The 15,577-nt window shown below is 68.4% G+C and carries 16 protein-coding genes; 11 read left to right on the top strand and 5 right to left on the bottom strand.

Features of this window, described 5'->3' with window-relative positions; translation table 11 throughout:
- Positions 1-4 precede the first annotated feature (4 nt).
- The 6 genes from EKH77_RS26895 (at position 5) to EKH77_RS26870 (ending at position 6,539) form a co-directional block, all read left to right on the top strand.
- Positions 5-1,399: a hypothetical protein gene (locus tag EKH77_RS26895; RefSeq protein ID WP_126916857.1), complete on the top strand. Its 1,395-nt coding sequence runs from the start codon at positions 5-7 to the stop codon at positions 1,397-1,399.
- Positions 1,400-1,867: 468 nt separating this feature from the next.
- Positions 1,868-2,572, top strand: coding sequence for a site-specific integrase (locus EKH77_RS26890; RefSeq protein ID WP_126916856.1), 705 nt, complete (start codon positions 1,868-1,870; stop codon positions 2,570-2,572).
- 366 nt (positions 2,573-2,938) lie between these two features.
- On the top strand, positions 2,939-3,385 hold the full coding sequence (locus EKH77_RS26885) for a hypothetical protein (RefSeq protein WP_126916855.1): 447 nt from the start codon (positions 2,939-2,941) through the stop codon (positions 3,383-3,385).
- Between the two features lie 145 nt (positions 3,386-3,530).
- Positions 3,531-4,610 carry a tyrosine-type recombinase/integrase gene (locus EKH77_RS26880; RefSeq protein WP_126916854.1) on the top strand — a complete coding sequence of 360 codons (1,080 nt, stop codon included), beginning with the start codon at positions 3,531-3,533 and terminating at the stop codon, positions 4,608-4,610.
- The gene (locus EKH77_RS26875; RefSeq protein WP_126916853.1) at positions 4,607-4,939 is read left to right on the top strand and encodes a helix-turn-helix domain-containing protein; all 333 of its coding nucleotides are present in this window, start codon (positions 4,607-4,609) and stop codon (positions 4,937-4,939) included. The genes EKH77_RS26880 and EKH77_RS26875 overlap by 4 nt, the downstream gene beginning before the upstream one ends.
- Positions 4,940-4,943: 4 nt before the next feature.
- Positions 4,944-6,539: a hypothetical protein gene (locus EKH77_RS26870; protein WP_126916852.1), complete on the top strand. Its 1,596-nt coding sequence runs from the start codon at positions 4,944-4,946 to the stop codon at positions 6,537-6,539.
- A gap of 273 nt (positions 6,540-6,812) precedes the next feature.
- Here the strand turns inward: EKH77_RS26870 and EKH77_RS26865 are convergent, their stop codons facing one another.
- The 3 genes from EKH77_RS26865 to EKH77_RS26855 all read right to left on the bottom strand — a co-directional run bounded on the left by EKH77_RS26865 (position 6,813) and on the right by EKH77_RS26855 (position 10,591).
- Positions 6,813-7,526, bottom strand: coding sequence for a tectonin domain-containing protein (locus EKH77_RS26865; protein WP_126916851.1), 714 nt, complete (start codon positions 7,524-7,526; stop codon positions 6,813-6,815).
- Between the two features lie 789 nt (positions 7,527-8,315).
- Positions 8,316-9,203, bottom strand: a complete 888-nt coding sequence (locus tag EKH77_RS26860) for an aminoglycoside phosphotransferase family protein (RefSeq protein ID WP_126916850.1) — start codon at positions 9,201-9,203, stop codon at positions 8,316-8,318.
- Complete coding sequence (locus tag EKH77_RS26855) at positions 9,200-10,591, bottom strand: helix-turn-helix domain-containing protein (protein ID WP_126916849.1); 1,392 nt, start codon at positions 10,589-10,591, stop codon at positions 9,200-9,202. Before EKH77_RS26855 ends, EKH77_RS26860 begins: the two co-directional genes overlap by 4 nt.
- A gap of 269 nt (positions 10,592-10,860) precedes the next feature.
- On the opposite strand from EKH77_RS26855, the gene EKH77_RS26850 reads away from it, so the two are divergent.
- The gene (locus EKH77_RS26850) at positions 10,861-11,043 is read left to right on the top strand and encodes a hypothetical protein (RefSeq protein ID WP_126916848.1); all 183 of its coding nucleotides are present in this window, start codon (positions 10,861-10,863) and stop codon (positions 11,041-11,043) included.
- Between the two features lie 20 nt (positions 11,044-11,063).
- Here EKH77_RS26850 and EKH77_RS33410 read toward each other — a convergent pair whose 3' ends face one another.
- Entirely contained in the window at positions 11,064-12,224 is a 1,161-nt protein-coding gene (locus tag EKH77_RS33410; RefSeq protein WP_206279932.1) for a helix-turn-helix domain-containing protein, read from the bottom strand.
- Positions 12,225-12,248: 24 nt separating this feature from the next.
- A complete protein-coding gene (locus tag EKH77_RS26840) occupies positions 12,249-12,668 on the bottom strand; it encodes an NUDIX hydrolase (protein WP_126916847.1) in 420 nt (139 codons plus the stop codon).
- 168 nt (positions 12,669-12,836) lie between these two features.
- On the opposite strand from EKH77_RS26840, the gene EKH77_RS26835 reads away from it, so the two are divergent.
- From EKH77_RS26835 to EKH77_RS34015, 4 genes are all read left to right on the top strand, one after another.
- On the top strand, positions 12,837-13,631 hold the full coding sequence (locus EKH77_RS26835) for a TauD/TfdA family dioxygenase (RefSeq protein ID WP_126916846.1): 795 nt from the start codon (positions 12,837-12,839) through the stop codon (positions 13,629-13,631).
- A gap of 98 nt (positions 13,632-13,729) precedes the next feature.
- Positions 13,730-14,047 (top strand): DUF6415 family natural product biosynthesis protein, encoded by a 318-nt coding sequence (locus EKH77_RS26830; protein ID WP_126916845.1) that lies wholly within the window; start codon positions 13,730-13,732, stop codon positions 14,045-14,047.
- Entirely contained in the window at positions 14,044-14,238 is a 195-nt protein-coding gene (locus tag EKH77_RS26825) for a hypothetical protein (protein ID WP_126916844.1), read from the top strand. The genes EKH77_RS26830 and EKH77_RS26825 overlap by 4 nt, the downstream gene beginning before the upstream one ends.
- Before the next feature lie 90 nt (positions 14,239-14,328).
- A complete protein-coding gene (locus EKH77_RS34015) occupies positions 14,329-15,570 on the top strand; it encodes an HAD-IA family hydrolase (RefSeq protein ID WP_240667550.1) in 1,242 nt (413 codons plus the stop codon).
- Positions 15,571-15,577 lie beyond the last annotated feature (7 nt).

Here is a 15,577-nt window from a genome sequence, read left to right as displayed (position 1 = left end):
CGCCATGTCCCAGCTCATCCGCTCCGCTTCCTCGCTGCTCGAGTACGCCATCGAGACCTACCCGCCGCAGCTCAACGCCAGCACCCCGAGCGATCCCGTCACCGCGACGCTGATGGTCACCGTCCGCCGCAAGGCACCGTCGGAGAAGGTGCGATGCGGCAAGCTCTCGCTCTGGCTCCGTACCGGGGAGGGCGGTTCGGCCTGGACCGACAACCCATCGGTGATGACGGGCGGAATCGAAGGCGGCGACGGGCCAGGGCAGGGCGACGGCTGGGGCTGGAGCGCCCGCGACGACGGCGAATGGCGCATCTTCGACTTCGAGCCCACCACGGACGCCGAGTTCGAGGGCTGGCAGCTCACCCTCAAGGTCTTCGAGATCGAGATCAACAACGCGCCGGGCTGGGCCGACGTCAAGATTGACGAGATGACATCGACCAGCGGCAGCACCACGCCGAAGACCACCAGCCACCGGGTCCAGAAGGCCCCGAAGGAGTTCGTCTTCCACAGCTTCAGCCCACAAGACCTCATGGTCGAGAACGGGCAGACGGTCACGCTGGGGTGGCAGGGCACCCAGACCGCCGCGTACTCGATGTTCTGGGATCAGGGCGAGGAGAGGAACCTGCAGTTCGACGAGGACCGCCCCTTCGGCACCTGGGTCTCCCGGCCCCTCCACGCCCCCACCGGCTTCATGCTCCAGGCCCTCTTCGAGCAGGACGGACAACGGTACGGGCGGACGCTCACCACCACGGTGAGCGTCATCAAGCCGGACCTGGAGGTCGGCAACCTCACCATCCACGGCACCGTCACCGCCAACGAGACCGTACACATCAACAAGGAGCTGCACGTCGACCAGATCCACAGCAACTCCGACACCCCCATCACACTCAAGAGCCCGGCGCGGATGGAAGACGACACCACGTTGGCGGGCGGCATCATCGTCCAGGGACGCGGCATCACCGTGGACGGGCCGGTCACCATCACCGGACCTCTCACCGAAATCGCACACTTCGGGAGTGGCTGGTCGCGACTGGCCTTCACGGCCAAAACAGCGGGAGTCGTGTATGGCCGGAAAACGGGCCCCCTTCCAAAGAGTCAATATTGGGGCTCTAACGGGAGCGGTACGGGCTATATGACGTATACCTATACCCCTGCAAAAACCGGGGAAATGAGCGTACAGACGGACTTGGCCACGGTGACAGAGAAAGGAGAAGGCACGTTCATTGTCCCTGTCGCGAAAGACCAGAAGTTCACCATCGGATTCGATGCTCCGTACCTAGATGAGGCTGCATGCAGGTTTTATTGGCTACCCTTCGGCAACGTGGCCGACTCGATCGCCCCGAGCCCCCTGGACGCGAAAGAGCAGGAGAGTGAATCCTGCGAGCAGGGTCCTGCGCGTTGAGCGACCGCCGACACAAGAAGGCGCGTACGCCCGCCGCATCCTCCCCACGAAATCGACCAGCCGTCGGCAACCGGTGACGCGCATGCAGCAGTCCACTGCTCGCAATTGCCGACTTCGGTGAGGATCTGCACGTGGATGGCGGCGGCCAGGGGGGCGACACTGCCGGTCTGGCGGGCCTGGGTGAGGTCCGCACAAACCGGCCTGGTCTCGCCGCAGAACAGCGGGCGGCCGCGAGTCTCATTGAGGACCAGGGCCTTCATGGAGGCCTGCTTGCTCTTGCCGGCGACGAACCGGTTGCGGCCAGGCCGCGGACCTGGATCTCGGTGGCATCGATGATTGCGGTCTGGCCCGTGGTGCCGGTGCGGGGGTACTCAGCCGCATGAAGAATTGGCCGACCAGGGTGCGATGCGCGCTGGTCAGCACGGCGGCAATTGACCTCGATGCACTCAGGAATGATCGACCTCAGGCATCAGTTACCCCTGGTTCCACAAGGCATTCCGCGCCTGGGTCGACACCCTCGACATCGCCCACTGTGTCCCCCACCAGGCCCGCCACACCCTGGCCACCAACCTCCTCAAAGCCGGCGCGAACCTCGCCCACATCAAGCGATACCTCGGACAAGTCTCCGAGCGCATGGCCGAGCACTACACCCACATCGCCAACCCCGACCCCCGGCTCAACGACGCCCTCAACGCCGTCTGGGGCACCGGTCCCGGCTCCGCAGAACCCGGCTTCGTCCTCTCCGGCGACGAACCGATGTCCCGAGAACAGGCCATGGCGCTGTCCATCGACCTCACCCGCCGCTCGACGCCAGCCGAGGGAGGCTTCTGCACCTTCCAGCCCGTCGTCAGCGGCGACTCCTGCCCCTGGAAACTGGACGGTCATAACTGCGACAAGTTCGTACTCTCCGGCGCCGACCTCGTCTACTGGCACCGCAAACGCGAGCAATGGCGCACGCTCGCCGAACGCTTCGCCGCCGGGTTTGGAAACACGTACTACAGCAGTCGTCGTACCGGTGCTGTGTCGGGCTTGGGGCCTGTTATTAATGCTCGCGCTGCGGCTTGCAGCACAATGTCCCTGTGTCACATCCGTCCATCGCGGTTCTCGACGAGCTCATCGACGGTCTGGCCGTCGGGGGGCACGCCGACGTCAGCTCGGCATGGTGCGTCATGAACTGACCGCCGCGCTCGAACAGGACCTGCTGCCCGGGCAAGCCCGACAAGAACTGCCACGGCTCCTCGACGAGGCGGTCCTGCGGCGCTATATCCAGGTGGCAGAAACGGGCGTGCTGCGTAGCCGCCTGGTGAACGGGGAGAAGCCCCCACATCGGAGCCGACGAACGCGGCCCGGCTGGCCTGCCTGGAGATCATCTGCCGGGTGGCAGGACTTCCGGCCCTCACCGTGAAGATTGCGGAACCTGTCGCGCTGAGGCCCGTCCCCCCCCGGAGCGAGCAGCTCAGAGCTTTGCGACGTCGGCTGCATCGCGACATGTCCGGGGTGAGATCGCCTGGTCAAGCAAGGTTCGTCGCCGTACTGGCGGTGGTTCTCGACACTCGCGCGCGGGCCGGCGAGCTGGTGGCCCAGCGCATCGACCACCTGTCGGGAGATGGCCGCAGCATTGATGTCCTGCGCCGTCCACAACACGGCACGGATGCCCCACCGCACAGCGAAACCATGCCCTTGTCGCCCCTGAGCCGAGCCGCCCTCGACCACTGGCTGCCCATGCGCGCGGAGCTGACCGAGACGCTCGAGGGCAGCGCCGAGGCGCTGTGGGTCTCGCTCGCCCACAATCACGCCGGAACGCTGCGGGACGACGGGTCGTACACCAGGCGTCGTCAGGGCATGCCTCTGCAACAGCGCGGGCTGATCCGCAGCTACAACAGCGGACGCCATCGTTACGGGCTCACGGACCTTCTGCCCCCGAAGCTCGAACAGCTGCGTCGCGCTCTCGAAGAGGAATGTGCGACACCCTGCGGGTTCCCCTGAGCCCTGCTGAGTCCCCGGGCCCGTGACCGGGAGGTTCTTCCTCCTTCGTGTGCCCTGCTGGCCTGTGACGTAACTTCGGGATTCATGAAGCGTTCTCATCTCGTCCGACCGATCCGCAGTCGGGCCGAAGGTGAGGAGGCTCGGGTTGGCGGCGCTGGCGGTCGTACGGGACCTGCGTGAGCATTGGGCGCCCGCGTCGGCGGAGGAACTGGAGCGTTTCGAGACCGACGTGCTGTCCGGGTTCGTCTTGGCGCGGGCCTCGGCAGGGCTGGCGGACGGCACCATCCGCGGGGACGTCGGTCACCTGGATCAGATCAGGTCCTGGTTCGGCCGGCCGTTGTGGGACATGGGGCCCGCCGACGCGGACGTGTACTTCGGGAAGGTTCTGCGGCACTCGCCCAGCGGCACTCGGCTGGGCCGGTCGCAGGCGCTGAGCACGTACTTCATGTTCCTGGAGCTGCGGCACAAGGTCGAACTGCACCGGATGACCGGCCGGGTGGTCGAGTGCCCGATCGACGAGATGAACCGGCCGCGCGGGGCCAAGGACGCCCAGTTGCGGATCCCGCCGAGTGAGCCGGAGATCGGGACGCTGTTCACGGGCTGGGGCGGCGGGCTGGCGACCTGCCGGAAGTTCGCTCCGACCGCCCGGAACTACACCGCCTCGAAGCTGATGTCCCAGGTCGGCCTGCGGGTGAGCGAGACATGCGGGCTCGACCTGGACGACATCAAGTGGGACCTGGGCCGCTTCGGCAAGCTCCATGTCCGCCACGGCAAGGGTGCCCGCGGCTCGGGGCCGCGCGAGCGGATGGTGCCGCTGATCAACGGTGCCGACCGGACGCTGCGGTGGTTCATCGAGGACGTGTGGGGTCAGTTCGACGACGATCACACCCGGCCCGGCGCCCCGCTGTTCCCAAGCGAGCGGAAGAACACCGACGGTTCCGCCCGCCGGGTCGGCGACGACGCCCTGCGCAATGGTCTCGACAACGCCGTCAAGGCTCATCTGCCGGGCTGGACGGACAAGTTGACGCCGCACGTCCTGCGGCATTTCTGCGCGTCCCAACTCTACAGAAACGGGTTGGACTTGCTCGCAACCCAGGAGGTTTTGGGGCATTCGTGGATCGCCACGACCATGCGGTATATCCACGTGCAGCAGACCCGGGTCGAGGACGCCTGGGTCGCCGGGATGGAACGGGCCGCGAAGCGGCTGGAAGGACTGGCCCGATGAGGTGGAACCTGCGGCTGACCGCCGCGAACAAGGGTATCTGGAAGGCGTCCGAGCTCCAGCGGGGCCTGGCCGAGCACGGCCTGGTGATCTCGGCCGGCAAGATGTCCGGGCTGTGGTCCGGCCAGCCGGTCTCACTCAAGCTGGAGGACCTGGACGTCATCTGCGTGGTCCTCGGCTGTGAGATCGGCGACCTGCTGATCCCTGAACCGGAGAAGGTCAGCCACCCCGGCCAGGCAGAGGAGACGGAACGGGCCGCGGTCGGTGCGGGAACCGCCGCGCCGAAGGTGATCCCCAAGCGCCGGGACGGCCGGTCGCTGCCGCCGGAGTGAGCCGATGGCACGGTTCCCGAAGGGCTACGTCAAGCCCACCGACTCCTGCGATGGCTGCCTGGCCTGGGGAATCTTCAGCGGGCGCCTCTGCCCCACCTGCTACATGTTCGGTCGCGGCCACGACTCGGCCGCATGCACCGGCTGCCGCCGCGTCCAGCCGCTGAAGTGGAACTACTGCCGCCTGTGCTGGTGCCAGGCCCGCCTCAGTGCGAAGGCCGTCGTCGGCCAGCCCGCGGACGAGAAGGACGTGCGGGACCGGCTTGCCGCCGTCCGGCATCACCAACTGTTCTTCGTCGGGATGCACTACCGCAGGAGACCGACCCCCGCGGCTCGGACGCGCGGAGGACGGCGGGGAGCCCCGCGCAAGCCGCCTCCTGCACCGGCCTGGCGCCCGGATCCCGGCTGGCGGCAGCTACCGCTGTTCACGCAGATCCCCCGTGACTACAGCCGGCTCGCCCTGGCCGACGCCGACCTGGCTAGCCCGTGGCTGGGCTGGGCAAAGTACCTCGCTCACCGGCTTGCCGAGACCCGCGGCTGGGGACGCAACATCCGCTTCGCCGTCAACCGCGGCCTGGCACTCGTCCTCACCGGCTACGTCGAGGGCGACGTCATCCGGCACACAGAGGTCTTCGCCCCGTTGAGGGCCCTGGACCTGCCGGTCGGCCACACCGTCACTGTCCTAGAGGAGATGGGAATCTTCGAGGACGACAGCGAACCCTCCTTCGAACGCTGGATCGCAGAAAGGCTGGAGGGTCTCGCACCCGGCATCCGCTCGGAGGCCGAGCGCTGGACCCGCGTCCTGCGCGACGGCGGCCCCCGCAGCCTCCCGCGACGGGAAGGCACGGTCTGGCTCTACCTCAACCGAGTCCGCCCGGCCCTGCTGGAATGGTCGAATCCCTACGACCACCTGCGCGAAGTGACCCGCGACGACGTCCTCACCTACATCAAGACACTGCACAGCCACCAGCGCCACGACCAACTCGTCGCCCTGCGCTCGCTGTTCACCTGGGCCAAGCGGAACGGACTGATCTTCCGCAACCCGACCAGCCGGATCAAGGTCGGGCAATACGAGTACGCCGTACTGCAACCGCTCGTCCCCGGGCAGGTCGATCGCTCCGTCGCGGCGGCCACCACCCCGGCGACACGGCTCATCCTCGCCCTCGCGGCGGTCCATGCCGCCCGGGTCGCCCAGATCGCCAACCTCATGCTCGACGACGTCGACCTCGGCAACCTTCGGTTGACCATCGCCGGGCGCGTCCGCCCGCTCGACGGTCTCACCCGGAAGCTGCTGCTGGACTGGCTGGAGCACCGGCGCCGCCGGTGGCCGAACACCGCGAACCTCCATCTACTGATCAACAACCAGACCGCCACCAAGACCAGTCGCGCCAGTAACCACTGGATCAGTGCCGCGATGCGCGGGCAGGACGCCACGCTGGAACGGCTCCGCGTCGACCGGCAACTCGAAGAGGCTCTGACCCACGGGCCCGATCCGCTCCACCTCGCCGAGGTGTTCGGGCTCGACGAGAAGACCGCGATGCGCTATGCGGACTCCGCACGGGCCCTGCTGGAGCAGGCCGCCGAGACCGACCCCGCGAGTTGACCGCGAACCCGCGGGTCCATCCCCCGGAATCAGGGCACCCCACCCTCGGGTTCAGGCTGAAGAACCTTCAGTTTCCGCGAACCCGCGGGGCTCTACGGCCTTGGGGCACATCGGTACACCGGTTAACGCTAAGCCGATGATCATGAGCTTCTAGCACAGCCGATCGGCCTGACGCCGCGGCCAGGCTCGGGCTCGACGAGAGTAAAGGCCCTCTTGGCGTCTCCCGCCGGGCCCGGACCGCTGTCAGGGTGAAGTGCCGGGCCGGGGCAGCAATCAGCTCGGCTGGTCGCCGATGTACCGGTAGATCTCGGCGCCGCTGTTGATGTGCCACACGGTGCCATCAGCGCCGGCGGCGATGTCGATGGCCGTGCCGGGGATCTTGATCCATGGGTTGCCGCCGCTGGCGTCGTTGTTGGTGTACCGGTAGATGCTGCCGGCGGGGTCGACGCCCCACACGTTCGTCCGGGAGCCGACCGCGATGCGCTTGAGGCTGCCGTTGACGCTCTTCCAGGGGTTCGCGCTGTCCTGGTCCCCGGTGTACCGGAAGACCTGGTTGCCGCCGTTGACCCCCCACACGGTACCGTCGGCGCCCGCGCCGATGTCACTCAGGGCCCCGGGGATCTTGATCCACGGGTTGGCGTCGTGGTTCGTGTACCGGAAGATGCCGCCTGCGGAGTCCACGCCCCACACGTTCGTCCGCGAGCCCGCGTCGATGCGGACCAGGCTTCCGGAGATGCCCTTCCAGGGGTTGGCGCCGTCGGTGTCCCCGGTGTACCGGTAGATCTGATTGCCGCCGTTGACACCCCATGTCGTACCGTCGGAGGCCGCCCCGATGTCGCTGAGTCCTCCTGGGATGTTGATCCACGGGTTGGCGTCGTAGTTGGTGTACCGGTAGATCGCGCTGGCTGCGTTCACACCCCACACCGTCGTCCTGGACCCCGCGGAGATGGCCGTGAGAGCCCCTGCGACCTTCACCCAATCCGCCATGCCGAAACATCCTTCCCCGAGCCGCTACTGACCCGGCCATCCTGGGTGAAAAGACGAGCTGACGGAGTGAGTGAATACTTGTCTTAACACTGAATGTGCCTATAAATCGATGTTTAACGGCCAATCGCCTTGCAGGCTGGGGGACGGGAACGGCTCGGCCGGCAGCGTTTCGACTTGAAGCGCTGTCCCACCCCCGGGGGATCGACACGCCTGCAGATTTCATGCCTCCCGCCGGGACGCCCCGCCAGCCGGGGGTGTGCGGGCCGAGTAAGCGATCGTGATGGAGCGAAGCGCGTCGTGCGGCTGCACTCCGATGCTTGAGCATCGCTGACGCTCCGGCTATAGGTCGCACGCGAATGAAAATTATGAACTCGACGCACTCTGCCTACTTTTCCACCCCCCTCTACCGGAGTTTACTGTGACATCGGCAGCCACGAAGACCGCGTACCTGTCGAAGACCAACGAGAAGGAAGCCGAGGCAAACCGCGATCCAGCCGTTATCGAGCATTGCGGTATCACCTTTAGGAACGTCACGTCGGCGTCAACTCGGTATGGTGCGTCAGGCGCTGACCTCCGCGCTCGAGCAGGACGTGTTTGCTGGCCAAGCTCAGAGAGACCTGCTGCGGCTCCTCGACAAGGCGCTCCTACGACACTACGACCAGGTGGCGGAGACCGGCGTACTGCACAGCCGCTGTGTTCGCGCCCGTGACCACCAAGGCGAGCGGACGGCCCAGCGCATCGACTGTCCGGAACACCGGACGGCTCGGGCCGGAGAGAAACCCGTTTCGTTCACGGTACGGCCGTCCATGTCCACGGGCGTGGGCCCTTGCGACCGCGCAGGCAGTCGACACGGTGCTGGGCTTCCATGCGGGCGTGGGGGTGTTCGTCTGCGATCTGGAGGGCGAAGGCGACCATGCGCAGTTCCCGGATGGCTGCCAGGACCGGGTACCCGGACCATGAGGTGACGTCCATGCCGTAGGTGGAGCAGAAGTCCTCGTACTCGGCTGCCGTGACGGTGGCGGTCGTGAGGTGCTTCACCGCAGTGGAGACGAGGTCCCATTCCGGTGGTCCGTAGCAGGTGTTCTCCAGGTCGAGGAGGTAGGCGGTGCCGTCGGTGTCGACGGCGACGTTGCCGTCCCAGGCGTCGCCGTGCAGAGCGCACGGCGGAAGGCCGGCCGGGAGGCCAGCGAAGTCCGCGGTGAGCCGGCGAGCGTGGTCCTGGAGCCAGCGGCGGTCATCGGTGGTGAGGATGCCGGCGTTGGCGATGCGGCGTATGGGCTTGGTGAGGGGCTCCAGCGGCGGCAGGGTGAGGGAGGCCGGTGGGGTGAGCTGATGCATCTGTTTCAGCAGCCGGGCGATGTCGGCGGCGGTTCCCGGCCGGTGGGATGGGAGCTCGTCCCAGAATGTCACCGGTTGCCCATCGACGAGGACAGGTTGATCGACGACGGCCGGACGGACGGTGCGAACGCCATTGCCGGTGAGCCAGCGGGCCACAGCCAGTTCTCGTTCAGCGGTCTCCTGGCCGTTGGGGCGGCCGATGCGGGCGACGATCCCGCCCGGGAGCCGCCAGATGGCATTGCCCGCGATGCGGATCGGCTGCGCACCTTCGGCAGAGACCCCGACCTGGTGGCAGGCGGCTTCCAGGACCCGGCGGGACTCTACGGCAACGGTGCTCACGCGTTGATCGTCTCCTTTATGCGTTCGCGGAGCTCCGTGACCTCTGGGATGCCGCGGTGTCGGTATCCGAGACTCGCGAGTTCGCGCAGCCCGTCCGCTGCGCGTCGAGAGCGCATCTGCCCGACGTCGGTAAAGGCCAGCGTTCCCATGGCGACGGCCTCGTGGGGATCCCCGACGGCCATGTGCAGGGCGGCGAGCTTCGTCCTGGACATCGCCCGGGATCGTACGTAGGCATCGGTGTGGAGCTTCACCGCGGTGTCGAAGCGCTCCACGGCCGCCGGCTGGTGGTGGCCTGCGAGGGCCAGGTCGTACAGAGCGTGGCCGGTGTCGCCCTGGTGCTGGGCTTCGTCGTAGTAGGCCATCCACGGAGGGTCGACGGCGGGGTCGCGCCGGGCGAAGGCATCGTCGGCTAGGCCGATGGCCTTGAGCGCCGCCTCGGTGTCGCCGAGCTTGGCGTAGGCGCGGGCCCGGGCGGTGTGGAGCATGGCGTGCTCGGTGGCGGTCAGCCGGTCGGAGCGGGCGAGGCCGAGCTCGGCATGGGTCAAGCCGGTGTCTCCGTCGTCGAGCCAGATGGCCTGGCGGGCGCGGAAGCTGTAGATCTTCGCACGCAGATGCCATTCCCCGGCTTCCTCGGCACAGGCTGCGGCGAAGGCGAACACGCGGCGAGCGTCGTCGTGGGCGTAGGCGTCGAAGTCAGTGGCGCCGACGACCATGCCGAGCCGCGCGGCGGCGGCGAACAGCTGCGGCCGGATCTTCTCCGGGCAGCGGCACTCGAGGAGGGCAGAGGCCCACTTCAGCTGTGCGGTGGCCACTTGTCGGACGATGCCGCCCCCGCCATAGGCGTTGTCCCAGCCGGAGACCACGTTCGCGGCGTCCTGGATCTGCTCGATGTCCTGAAGGCGCACGACGGCCGGGAGCTGCGCGGGCTCGGTGGGCGCGAGCAGGTGGGAGAAGGGAGAGGCCGCTATCGCGGTTGCGCCTCCAGCGGTGAGGAAGGAACGGCGTCGCACGTCACTCCAGTTGTCACTCAGCGTGTCATCGTCGAGTGACAGCATGACCGCCTCGGGAACACCCATACGGCCAGAGTCTGTCCCGTCCTTGGTCTTGTACGCATCAGGCCGGCCGTTGTCCGCTTCGGCTTCGACGTAGGAGCACATCCACTCCAGGATTCCGCCCGTGTCGAGCGCGGCGTCGAGAAGGCGCGCCAGCGGGGCCCGGCATATCCGCTCGCCCTTTTCGATCTTGCCGATCTGGTTGCCGCTGACGTGGACCAGGGCGCCGAGCTGCGTCTGCGACAGGCGCCGGACCATGCGCCAGTGGCGGAGGTGGGCACCGAACCGTTCCCTGACCGATCCTGTCGGGTTCAGTGGCTTCGGCGACTGCGGCATCGCGTCTCCTTCATCGTCCACGCCGTTGATGCGTACACCCGGGGACCGTACGCATCCGCTGCTTTCACAGCCGTGGCAGCGAAGTGCAGTATCCGTGCCCAGGCACAAGGCCCAACGACCATGATTCTCCCCGGTTTTGGGCACCGTCTTCCATCCCCCGTACACAACGCGGTGGGCCATCGTCTCGAAGCGATGAACAACGATGACTCGCCGCACCCGCAGACCGCTCAGGCTGGAGCCTCCCCATGCCCGTTTTTCCTGGCACGGCCATGTCCGGACCCACCCCCCGTCCGGAGCAGAAGCTCGAGAGCCCCGCCGAATCCCCCGTCGGAGCCCATTACCGGAAAGCGCACGGCGATGCGACGACCTGGCCCGCCCACGACTTCGAGGTCTACTACGACCTCGCCCGCGCGGTCCCCTTCCCCGATCTCGGCCCCGGGCAGATCCGGTGAGCGGGCTCGCGGCCGCGGTCCTACGCGGCCATCTCCTGTCGCATCCGGTCCAGCGCCTCGCCTGCGGCGACCCGGATGTCCGGCAGCCGCTGACCGGCGGCGCGCATCATCCGCTGGACTTGGTGCGGCAGTCGCTGCACCACCGCTTCGCCCAGCGCCACGTCCAGGGCCTCGGCCGCCCCAGCACGGTCCCCGCCGATGAGACGGACCTGGGCGACGGTGACCAGCTCGATCACCCGCCACTGCGGCGCCACCCTGGTCGTGAGTGCCGGCCGTTCCTCGACGAGCCGTATCGCCGCCGGTGCGCGGCCCGTGGCCAGGAGTCCGCGCAGGCGGATCTCGTGGAGCGAGTAGGGGTTGAACAGCGAGGTGTGCGCGGCCCGCTCGAGAAGGCTGTCGGTCTCGCGCATCACCGTGTCGAACAGGTTCCGGTCTCCGATGGCCCCGGCGGCACGGGCCAGGAGCGGCAGGACGGCGGCGCGGTCGTCGGACGTGGGCGCGATGGCGGCGGCGTGGCGCAGGCGTTCGACAGCGGCGCCGGTGAGGCGGGCCTTGCGCAGTTCGTTGCCGTGCATGCGCAGGATGCCGGAGAGCAGGGCGGGGTCGTCGCCGAGGTGGCGGGCCGCTTCCAGACTGCGGGCGGTCCAGCGGGCCGCGGTGGCCAGTCGCTCCTCGGGGAGCACGTTGCCGAGGGCAACGCCGAGGCCCACGCGGGCACGGGCGAGGAGCCGTACGACGTCACGTTCGCTGTGCCCGTCCTCGACACGGGCTTCCAGGCGGGCGACGAGGGGCCAGAGCTCGGCGACGGCTTCGGAAGCGTGGCCGGACTGGCGGGCGATCTCGGCGAGCCGGACGGTCGACTCCCCGAACTGCACCATGGCCCGGTGGTCGGTGTCGGCGACGTCGGTCACACCGAGGACGTGCGGCGGCAGGCCGAGCCGTTCAGCGACGCGGCGGCGGGAGCCGACATCGTCCAGCGAGCGTTTGCCGAGCTCAAGGGCCGAGACGTACGTCTTGTCGTAGCCCAGGGCCTCGCCGAGCTCGGTCTGGTTGAGCCGGTGGACGGCCCGGTGGAACCGCAGGATCGTGCCGAGTTCGCGGCTGGCGAGGACAGCCTCGGCCTGCGGGGTCGCCCAGTGCCAGACCACATGGCGGGCGGCGGGGCGGGGCGCCGACGGCATGACGTCGCACCTCCCGGCGGCCGGTCAGCGCTGCCGCTGCCCGTACCAGGTGGCGATGGCGCGCTTGTAGCCGTCGGGCATGTTCAGCTCCGGGACCTCGTCGGCCGTGAAGAGGCCGATGCTCTTGTGCTCATGGCTGACGACCGGCTCGCGATCCGGGGTGAGCACCGTGCAGCCGTACGTCACGATCAGCACGCGTCGGCCGGGGATCGGCTCGTAGATCCACACGCCGCCGTCGATGAGCGGCCCGGTCTTCACCTCCCAGCCGGTCTCCTCCAGCAGCTCCCGCTCGACCGTCGTCTCCGGACTGTCGTCGTCGTGCTCGAGGCGGCCGCCGGGCAGCTCCCACTCCGCGCGTTCGTTTTTGAGCAGCAGCACGCGCTGGCGGATGTCGAGAGCGACGGCCTTGACGGAAACGGGCCAGGTCGGGGGCTTGTAGGTCATCGCTGTCCTTCGTGCGTCGCCGGTCCTTGGAGCGTGCGGAACATAGCACGCGCCCGGCAACTCTCTGCCTGCGTAGGCGAATTGTCCGAGTCGACAATCCGTCGCTGTACCACGCCGCCGCTCCGAGTCGACCCTGGCCGCACCGTCCCCGAGGAGAGGAGCGCACTGATGCGCGAGGCCAAGCCGTTCACGGCCCACTACGTCGACGTCCAGTCGTCGCGGGCCGAAGAGGTGGTCCGCGAACGGTTACGCGACATCGGGATGATCACCCTCAGCGGCTTCACCTCCCGAACTGTCGTTCGCGAGTTCGCCTCCCGAATCATGGACATCACTCCTCACCGCGACAGCGACCCCGACGGGCTGACCACCCTCCGCGACACCCGCCGCCACATGCGCCTTGCCGGATACGGGGGTTTCGGCAACGGCGAACTCGCCCCGCACACCGAGCGCTCCGGCGTCCCCGAGCCGCCCCGGCTCATGCTCCTGGTCTGCGGCACCCCCGCCCACCACGGCGGCGACTGCCTGCTCACCGACGGCCGAGCGGTCTACGCGGACATCGCGGCACGCCACCGCGATGCCATCGTGGCGCTGAGCAAGGAGCGCACGGCGTTCTTCGGCGGCGGAGACGGCCACGCGACGCAGGTGTTCACCGAGCATCCCGATGGCCGGGTGTCCGTGCGGCTCAGGCTCGACGGCCTCGCCCGCTTCAACCCCACCGTGCAGAGCTACCTGCCGGATCTCCGAAGCACGCTCACCACCTACCAGATCCGGCTCCCGCTGGACGCCGGCCAGGGCTACCTGATCGACAACCAGCGCTGGCTCCACGCCCGCGAATCCTTCACCGGCAACCGCCTGTGCTGGCGCGTCCTCGGCGAACCCCGCTTCCCCCTCCTCCGCGGCTTCGCGCCCGCCTCGCGATCCGCCGCGAGGCCGACCGCATCCGGGCGGGTGGTCGTGTCGTGAGAACCGTCAAGACCGCCGCTGGTCGCCGACCTCGCGCTACTCGCCGGGGCGCTCCCCCGGCCAGGCAGGTCGACTACCCCATCGATGTCGACGACATCATGAGCACGGTCCGCGTCACCCTCGGCAGGCTGCCGCTGGCCGCCACCGTCGAGCACCTGTTGCTGCGCCTGCGCGGCCACATCCAGCTGCTGCTGCCCGAGATCGAGGCCAAGGGCTGGGCGCGGTACGGCCAGGACGACCAGATCCGCCTCATGACCGCGTCCGTGCGAGACAGGCTGAACAACGAGCCGAAGACCGGACCCGCGGTCGTGCGCTGTGTGTACGCCCAAGAGCTCGCCCACATCTGTCGCGGCCTCCTCGCTCTCGCGCTCGCCGAGCCGGGCTTCGAGCAGCCCTTTCCGGCGGCCGCTTCATGAACGACCGTGCACGGCCTCGACGCCGACTCGCCTGGTACGACCCCGTCGGCACCGTGTGCAAGTGGACGTACGGGGTCGGCGTCCTCGCCACGCTGGGGCTGCTCGGGCAGCTCGTCCGGCTCGAACACCACCACAACGCCGTCCCGAACCCGCCGTCGGCCAGCGTGCCCGATCTGCCGGCCGAGGAGTGATCGTCCACGCATCGCTCTCACCGGCATCCGAAGGCTCGGCACGCCCTTTCGAACCACGGCAGTCCCACCCCGGACTCGAGGGAGAAGAACATGGCCTCGACACCTCGCCCCGCGATACAGAGCCGTCACACCGATCCGGCGCGCCGCGGCGGACAGCGCTCGCTGCTCCTCGACCTCGACGGAGTCCTGCTCGACACACGACCGGTGATGCAGAAGGCGTGGGGCGCGGTCCAGCAGCGCCACCGCATCGAGGTGCCGTTCGAACAGTACGAGCAGCACTTGGGCCGCCCGTTCAACGACATCATGAGGCGCCTGACCGTGACCGATGCCGAGGCGGTGCATCAGACGTACTCGGAAGCGTCGAAGGCCGTCGCCCATCTCGCTCGACCGTTCGATGGCGTGGAGGAAGTGCTCCACACTCTCGTCGCCCGCGGGTGGCTCCTCGGTGTCGTCACGTCCAAGCCACTGGATCGTGCGGCCCCTCTGCTGGCGCAGCTCGGGTGCCCTTTCGGCTCGGTTCGCGCAGCCGGCGGTCCTGGCCGCAGCAAGCCGGCCCCCGATCCTCTGCTGCTCGCGCTCGTCGATCTCTGTGCTGATCCGGCGCAAGCCACTTTCGTGGGCGACATGGCGGTCGACCATGAAGCGGCGCGCCGAGCTGGAATATCCCGGCGCTGGCGCGCCCATTCGGGAGCCACGCCTCGCGGGGGCTCCCCTCCCCCGCTCCGCGAGCTTCCCCCGAACGACCAACGGCACGCCGACGAACAAGCCTTCCTCTCCGCAGTCACGACCCGACCGAACGAACTGGGGGGCATCCGCTCCTACCTCAGCCCGGGAGACTTCGCCGACCCTCTCCACCAACAGCTCTACCGCTGCCTGACCGCCTTGCATCACCGCGGCGAGCCCATCGACCCCATCACCGTGCTCTGGGAAGCCCAGCACCGCGGAGTCCTCGCCAGCACCACCCCCGAAACCGTCCTCACCACCTGCGCCCGCTCCGGCAACGATCCCGACTACTGGGCCACGCGGATCCTGGACCACGCGCTGCTCAGCACAACCGCCGCCTCCGCCGAACACATCAAACTCGCGGTAGACGACCCCACCATGACGCCACAACAACTCATCACGGTCTGCCGCCGCGCCCTTCGAGACCTCACCGCCGTGCGGCTACGGCGGCACCATGCACACCAACGACCGCCGGCCCCGCCTCTACGTTCCTCCCGGCCCCCGACACAACGCTCCGTGACTCGCCCACCCCCGAGGATCGCCCCGGTGAACCCTTTCGGGCCCAGCTACTCAGCCCCGCGTGCACCGACATCGAGTTCGTCGCGGTAGTTCATGC

It is taken from the genome of Streptomyces luteoverticillatus (assembly GCF_003970715.1).
Classification (GTDB): Bacteria; Actinomycetota; Actinomycetes; order Streptomycetales; family Streptomycetaceae; genus Streptomyces; species Streptomyces abikoensis.
This window is presented reverse-complemented; position numbering and strand designations above follow the sequence as displayed.